Below are 6772 nucleotides of genomic sequence, written 5' to 3'. Positions count from 1 at the left end.
CTGCTGTCGCTGCGTCAGCGTTTCGGCACCCTGACGGGTGTGGAGCGTCCGGTGCAGGACGGCGACTTCGTCTCCATCGACCTGTCCGCGACGGTCGACGGCAACGAGGTTCCCGAGGCCGCCACCGAGGGACTGTCGCACGAGGTCGGCTCCGGCCAGCTCATCGACGGCCTCGACGAGGCGATCATCGGCCTGTCGGCAGGCGAGTCGAAGGAGTTCACCTCCACGCTGGTCGCCGGCGAGTACGCCGGTAAGGAAGCCGTCGTCACCGTCAAGGTCAACACCGTCAAGCAGCGCGAGCTGCCCGAGGCCGACGACGAGTTCGCGCAGCTCGCGAGCGAGTTCGACACCATCGGCGAGCTCGAGGCCGACCTCCGCGAGCGCGTCGAGCGCGTCAAGCAGGTCGAGCAGGCCGGACAGATCCGCGACAAGGTCCTCGAGGTCCTCCTCGAGACCGTCGAGATCCCGGTCCCCGAGGCGGCCGTCCAGGCCGAGGTCGACAGTGCGCTGCACGACGCGATCCACGAGCTCGGTCACGACGAGACCAAGCTGAACGAGCTGCTCGAGGGCCAGGGGTCGAGCCGTGAGGAGTTCGACAAGGAGGCACGCGAGTCCGCCGAGCGTTCGGTGAAGACCCAGCTGCTCCTCGACGCGATCGCCGAGGCGGAGAACACCACGGTCGAGCAGCAGGAGCTCACCGAGCGCATCTTCTTCCAGGCGCAGCGCTACGGCATCCCGCCGGAGCAGTTCATCCAGCAGATCAGCCAGGCCAACCAGCTCGGTGCCGTCTTCGCGGACGTCCGCCGCGGCAAGGCGCTCGGCACCGTCGTCGATCGCGCCACCGTGACCGACACCACGGGTGCGACCGTCGACACCGGTGAGCTGTTCGGCACGAAGAACGACGACGCCGCGGACGAGAACGCCGAGGCGGAGACCACCGAGGACTCGGCCTCCGAGTAGTCGGACGAGCCGCGGAGATTCGAGATCCGACGGACACGAATTTCCGCTTTGAGCGAAGAGGGGCGGCACCGGGCATCCGGTGCCGCCCCGTTTCGTTAGTGTCAGTGTCAGCAATCCACGATCGACGAGAAGGCAGGTACCCGTGACTCCTCAGAATCCGGCGACATCCATCGGTCCCACGATGACCTCGGCCACCGCTGGGCTGAACCTCAGCGACTCGGTGTACGAACGCCTGCTCCGCGAGCGCATCATCTTCCTGGGCACCCAGGTCGACGACGACATCGCGAACAAGCTGTGCGCGCAGATCCTTCTGCTGTCGGCCGAGGATCCCACCCGCGACATCTCCCTGTACATCAACTCGCCGGGCGGATCGGTCACCGCGGGCATGGCGATCTACGACACGATGAAGTTCGTCGAGTGCGATGTCGCGACCTTCGCGATGGGCCTGGCGGCCTCGATGGGGCAGTTCCTGCTCTCCGCCGGCACCAAGGGCAAGCGCTACGCCCTGCCGCACGCCCGGATCATGATGCACCAGCCGTCCGCGGGCATCGGTGGTACGGCGAGCGATATCGCGATCATGGCGGAGCAGTTCGCGCACACCAAGCGCGAGATGGCCGAGCTCATCGCCGAGCACACGGGCCAGACGGTGGAGCAGATCACCAAGGACTCCGACCGCGACCGCTGGTTCACGGCGCAGCAGGCGCTCGAATACGGCTTCGTCGACCACGTCGTCTCCCGGGCGCAGCAGGCCGGCGGCACCGGCAACTAGGTCCCGGCCCGATCTGCCCTCACCCCACCGAATTCTTGGAGAAGCGATGACCAACATGTTCGATCCGCGCCAGCTCGGCGGCGCCGCTCCTGCCTCGCCCGCGAGCCGCTACATCCTTCCGTCGTTCATCGAGCACTCGAGCTACGGCGTCAAGGAATCCAACCCGTACAACAAGCTGTTCGAAGAACGCATCATCTTCCTCGGCGTCCAGGTCGACGACGCCTCTGCCAACGACGTGATGGCGCAGCTGCTGGTGCTCGAGTCGCTCGACCCGGACCGCGACATCACCATGTACATCAACTCGCCCGGCGGTTCGTTCACGTCGCTCATGGCGATCTACGACACCATGCAGTACGTGCGCGCCGACATCACCACGGTGTGCCTCGGCCAGGCGGCGTCGGCCGCGGCGGTCCTGCTCGCCGCCGGTACCCCGGTAAGCGTCTCGCCCTGCCCAACGCCCGTGTGCTCATCCACCAGCCGGCGACGGGTGGAATCCAGGGACAGGTCTCCGATCTCGAGATCCAGGCCGCGGAGATCGAGCGCATGCGCACCCTCATGGAGAACACGCTCGCGAAGCACACGGGCAAGGAGCCCGAGCAGATCCGCAAGGACACCGACCGCGACAAGATCCTCACCGCCGAGCAGGCCGTCGAATACGGTCTGATCGACCGGGTCCTCGAGTACCGGAAGCTCTCGGCCCAGAAGTAGAACGACGCAGGCGGTTCCGGGAGGCGCACCGCCTTCCGGAACCGCCACCGCCGGGACTGTGATCGCCGACACATGCCGTGCTGTACAAATATCACCGGAAACGCGCAGAACCGGTCGACCTGCGCGCCGACATCCGGGTACGGTCGATCAAAGGGCCCGCTCCCCGGGACCGCCTCGTGTGGTGGTTGCGGGACCGGTTGCACGCACACGAGGAAGTAGGGACCTGACTGATGGCACGTATCGGTGACGGCGGAGATCTGCTCAAGTGCTCCTTCTGCGGAAAGAGCCAGAAGCAGGTCAAGAAGCTCATTGCGGGCCCCGGTGTCTACATCTGCGACGAGTGCATCGATCTCTGCAACGAGATCATCGAAGAGGAACTCGCCGAGACCAGCGAGGTCAAGCTCGACGAGCTGCCCAAGCCCGCCGAGATCCGCGATTTCCTCGACAACTACGTGATCGGCCAGGACTCCGCCAAGCGCACGCTGGCCGTGGCGGTCTACAACCACTACAAGCGCATCCAGGCCGGCGACAAGGCTCGCGACTCCCGTGGTGAGACGGTCGAACTCGCGAAGTCCAACATCCTGCTCCTGGGCCCCACGGGCTGCGGCAAGACCTATCTTGCGCAGACACTCGCGAAGATGCTCAACGTACCCTTCGCGATTGCCGACGCCACCGCACTGACCGAGGCCGGTTACGTCGGTGAGGACGTCGAGAACATCCTCCTCAAGCTCATCCAGGCCGCCGACTACGACGTCAAGCGCGCCGAGACCGGCATCATCTACATCGACGAGGTCGACAAGATCGCCCGTAAGAGCGAGAACCCGTCGATCACCCGCGATGTCTCGGGCGAAGGTGTGCAGCAGGCGCTGCTGAAGATCCTCGAAGGCACCCAGGCCTCCGTCCCGCCGCAGGGCGGCCGCAAGCATCCGCACCAGGAATTCATCCAGATCGACACCACCAACGTCCTGTTCATCGTGGCAGGTGCGTTCGCCGGCCTCGAGAAGATCGTCTCCGACCGCGTCGGCAAGCGAGGCATCGGATTCGGCGCCGAGGTGCGGTCCAAGGCGGAGATCGACACCACCGATCACTTCGCCGACGTCATGCCCGAGGACCTCATCAAGTTCGGCCTGATCCCCGAGTTCATCGGTCGTCTCCCGATCCTCGCGTCGGTGACGAACCTCGACAAGGAATCCCTCGTCCAGATCCTGTCGGAGCCCAAGAACGCTCTGGTCAAGCAGTACGTGCGCTTGTTCGAGATGGACGGCGTCGAACTCGAGTTCTCCCAGGACGGTCTCGAAGCGGTTGCCGATCAGGCAATCCTCCGTGGCACGGGCGCTCGTGGGCTCCGTGCCATCATGGAGGAGGTTCTGCTGCCCGTGATGTACGACATCCCCAGCCGCGACGACGTCGCCAAGGTCGTGGTGACGGCCGAGACCGTCAACGACAATGTTCTCCCGACGATCGTGCCCCGCAAGGCCGATCGGGAGCGTCGCGACAAGAGCGCCTGATCCGTAGAACTCCGAGATTTCCACGAGCGCCCCGGCACGGACAGTGCCGGGGCGCTCGCCGTCGCGGGGCATCGAGTGCGACCTTCACCAGTCCCGCTCACCGGGAGTGGTGAATGTCACTGTGCGTGTGAGATGACACCTTGGCCGCATCTCATGCTCCTGTGTCGGAAGGACTCTCGATGTCGCTGAACCTCGCGGACCTGTTCGAAGCGATCGTCGACGCCGTGCCCGAACGGACGGCGATCGTCTGCGGCGACGAGCGACTCACCTACGGCGAACTCGATGCCCGCGCCAATCGCCTTGCCCACCATCTGGCCGGTGCGGGAGTGGGCGCCGGTGACCACGTCGGTCTGTACATGCGCAACAGCACGGAATTCGTCGAGTCGCTGCTCGCGTGCCTGAAGATCCGTGCGGTCCCGATCAATATCAACTTCCGGTACGTCGACGCGGAACTGGCCTATCTGTTCGACAACGCGGAACTCGTCGCCGTGATAGCCGACGGCGAGTTCGCCGGCACCACCACCGCGGTGCTGCCGCGAACACCCACGGTGCGGCACGTCGTCACCGTCGGATCGGTCGCCGACGTGGAATGGGGCGAGGTCACCGCCGTCGACTTCGACAAGGCGACGTCCGGAGAGTCCGCCGAGCGCGACTTCCCGGCGCGTAGCGGCGACGATCTGTTCATCATCTACACCGGGGGAACGACGGGGCTGCCGAAGGGCGTGATGTGGCGGCACGAGGACTTCTTCCACGCGGCGCTGTCGGGCGGGAATCCGTTCGGCGAGCCTCACGCCGATGCCGCCGCAGTGGCGGCCGCGGCCGCACAGATGCCGGAGATGACCTGGATGCTCACCGCGCCCCTCATCCACGGTGCTGCCGTGTACAGCATGTTCAGTGGCTTCTGTCTCGGGACGGCGCAGGTGCTGGTGCGCGGCTTCGACGCCGTGGAGGTGCTCGGTCTCATCCAACGCGAGCGGGTGATGACGATGACCATCGTCGGCGACGCCATGGCCCGCCCCCTCGCCGACGCGATCTCCGAGCACGGATCCGAGTACGACCTCACCTCGCTGTTCGTGGTGGGCTCCGGTGGTGCGCTGTTCTCTCGCAGCGTTCGCGAACAGTTGTCCTCGTTGCTCCCGAACGTCATGGTGCGCGACAATTTCGGTTCGTCCGAGTCCGGCACGGACGGCGAGCTCGCCATCGGGGGCGACGGGACGATGCGTATCGCCCCGAAACCCACCGTGCGTGTCGTGGACGAACGGATGCGCCCGGTCGAGTCGGGTTCCGGGGAGATCGGCTACATCGCCCGCGCCGGGCACGTGCCACTCGGCTACTGGGGCGATCCCGAGAAGACCGCAGCCACTTTTCCGGTCGTCGACGGCGTGCGCATGTCGGTTCTCGGTGACATGGCCCGGGTCGAGGAGGACGGCACGATCGTCCTGCTGGGCCGCGGATCGATGTGTATCAACACGGGAGGGGAGAAGGTGTTCCCCGAAGAGGTGGAGATGGCCGTGAAGAGTCATCCCGACGTCATGGATGTGCTCGTCGCCGGTGTCGACGACGAGCGTTACGGCCAGAGGGTCGGGGCCGTGATCCAGCCGCGCGAAGGGCACGATGTGCCGTCGCTCGACGAGCTGGCCGAGCACGTCGCCGGACTCATCGCTCGTTACAAGGTTCCGCGGGTGGTCGTCGGCGTGGATCACATCGTGCGTTCTCCTGCCGGCAAGGCCGACTACCGTTGGGCGAAGACGACACTCGAATCGTCCCGTTAGCGGCACACCCCGTCCGGATGATGGTCGAGGGCAATCGACTCGGCGGCGGAATGCGCGGCGCGGACGAACATCTCGGCCACGTCGTCGTTCGGGTCGGATCTCCGGCGTCGAACGGTCGAGAGGTGCATCGCACCGATCATTGCGGCGGGAAGCTGCGGCGGGTGGTCGGTGCGTACCTCGTCGCGGGGCACACCGGCCTGCACGATGCGGAGCAGTTCGCCGTCCGGTCCCTGGGTACGCGCATCGCTGAGTTCCGTTGTTGCCATGTCCTTCTCGAGCTCTCTGTGGGGGGATGGTCGAGACATCGCTTACCGGAACGGATGTCGGAAATCCGGGGACGATCGGGCTCGTTTCGTAGAGAACTGGAGGCATGGATGGCTACGGACAGTGTGGTACCGGAAGGCGCGGAACAGGAGATCAAGACCACCGAGACCGATCTCGATGCGCTGCGCGAGCAGTTGCAGGACTGGCTCGGCGAGCGTGTCGGGGCGACGGAAGCCCCGCGGGTGTACAACGTGACCCGCCCGACCCACTCCGGCATGTCCAGCATCTCCGTCCTGTTCGATCTCGACTGGAGCCGTAGCGGGCAGCAGACGGAACGCCTGGTCGTCCGGCTCGCGCCCGAGGAGACGGCGTTCCCGGTGTTTCCCGGCTACGACCTGCAGCGGCAGTTCGACGTCATGGCCGCGGTGCGCGATCACGGCGCGGTGCCGGTGCCCGCGGTGCGGTGGGTGGAGTCCTCCTCGGGTCCGCTCGGCCGTCCCTTTCTCGTCATGGAACGTGCCGAAGGCGATGTCCCGGTGGACAATCCGCCGTACGTCTTCGGTGGTTGGCTCTACGAGACGAACGACGACGAGCGTGCGGCACTGGAGAAGGCCAGCGTGCGAGTGCTGGCGGCGATCCACGCCGTCGACGATCCGGCCTCCCGGATTCCGTCGCTCGCCGGGACGAACGGACTGTCGGGACTGCGACGGCACTTCGAGAACGAACGCGCCTACTACGAATGGACGCGTCGCGAAGACGGTCTGCGCATCCCGGTGCTGGAGAGGGCATTC

General features: G+C 66.0%; 6 protein-coding genes and 1 pseudogene. 6 read left to right on the top strand and 1 reads right to left on the bottom strand.

Annotated features, from left to right (window positions below; all coding sequences use genetic code 11):
• The 5 genes and pseudogenes from tig to R1101_RS0113130 all read left to right on the top strand — a co-directional run.
• On the top strand, positions 1-960 hold a 960-nt coding region (tig, locus tag R1101_RS26655), incomplete at its 5' end, for a trigger factor (protein ID WP_016933882.1).
• Between the two features lie 142 nt (positions 961-1102).
• Positions 1103-1729 carry an ATP-dependent Clp protease proteolytic subunit gene (locus R1101_RS0113145; protein WP_016933881.1) on the top strand — a complete coding sequence of 209 codons (627 nt, stop codon included), beginning with the start codon at positions 1103-1105 and terminating at the stop codon, positions 1727-1729.
• A 46-nt stretch (positions 1730-1775) separates the two neighbouring features.
• Positions 1776-2437 (top strand): annotated as a pseudogene (locus R1101_RS26650) (ATP-dependent Clp protease proteolytic subunit).
• Between the two features lie 230 nt (positions 2438-2667).
• Positions 2668-3945 (top strand): ATP-dependent Clp protease ATP-binding subunit ClpX, encoded by a 1278-nt coding sequence (clpX, locus tag R1101_RS0113135; protein ID WP_016933877.1) that lies wholly within the window; start codon positions 2668-2670, stop codon positions 3943-3945.
• A gap of 179 nt (positions 3946-4124) precedes the next feature.
• Positions 4125-5717: an acyl-CoA synthetase gene (locus R1101_RS0113130; protein ID WP_016933876.1), complete on the top strand. Its 1593-nt coding sequence runs from the start codon at positions 4125-4127 to the stop codon at positions 5715-5717.
• Here R1101_RS0113130 and R1101_RS30680 read toward each other — a convergent pair.
• Positions 5714-5983, bottom strand: a complete 270-nt coding sequence (locus tag R1101_RS30680) for a hypothetical protein (RefSeq protein WP_016933875.1) — start codon at positions 5981-5983, stop codon at positions 5714-5716. The genes R1101_RS0113130 and R1101_RS30680 overlap by 4 nt on opposite strands.
• A 108-nt stretch (positions 5984-6091) precedes the next feature.
• Between R1101_RS30680 and R1101_RS30225 the strand changes: the two genes are divergently transcribed.
• Positions 6092-6772: phosphotransferase family protein (locus R1101_RS30225; protein WP_037223257.1), on the top strand; the 681-nt coding region annotated here is incomplete at its 3' end.

The sequence above is a fragment of the Rhodococcus sp. R1101 genome, assembly GCF_000278445.1.
GTDB lineage: Bacteria > Actinomycetota > Actinomycetes > Mycobacteriales > Mycobacteriaceae > Rhodococcus > Rhodococcus gordoniae.
Note: the sequence above shows the minus strand (reverse complement) of the source record. Positions and strands in the feature narration are given on the sequence as shown.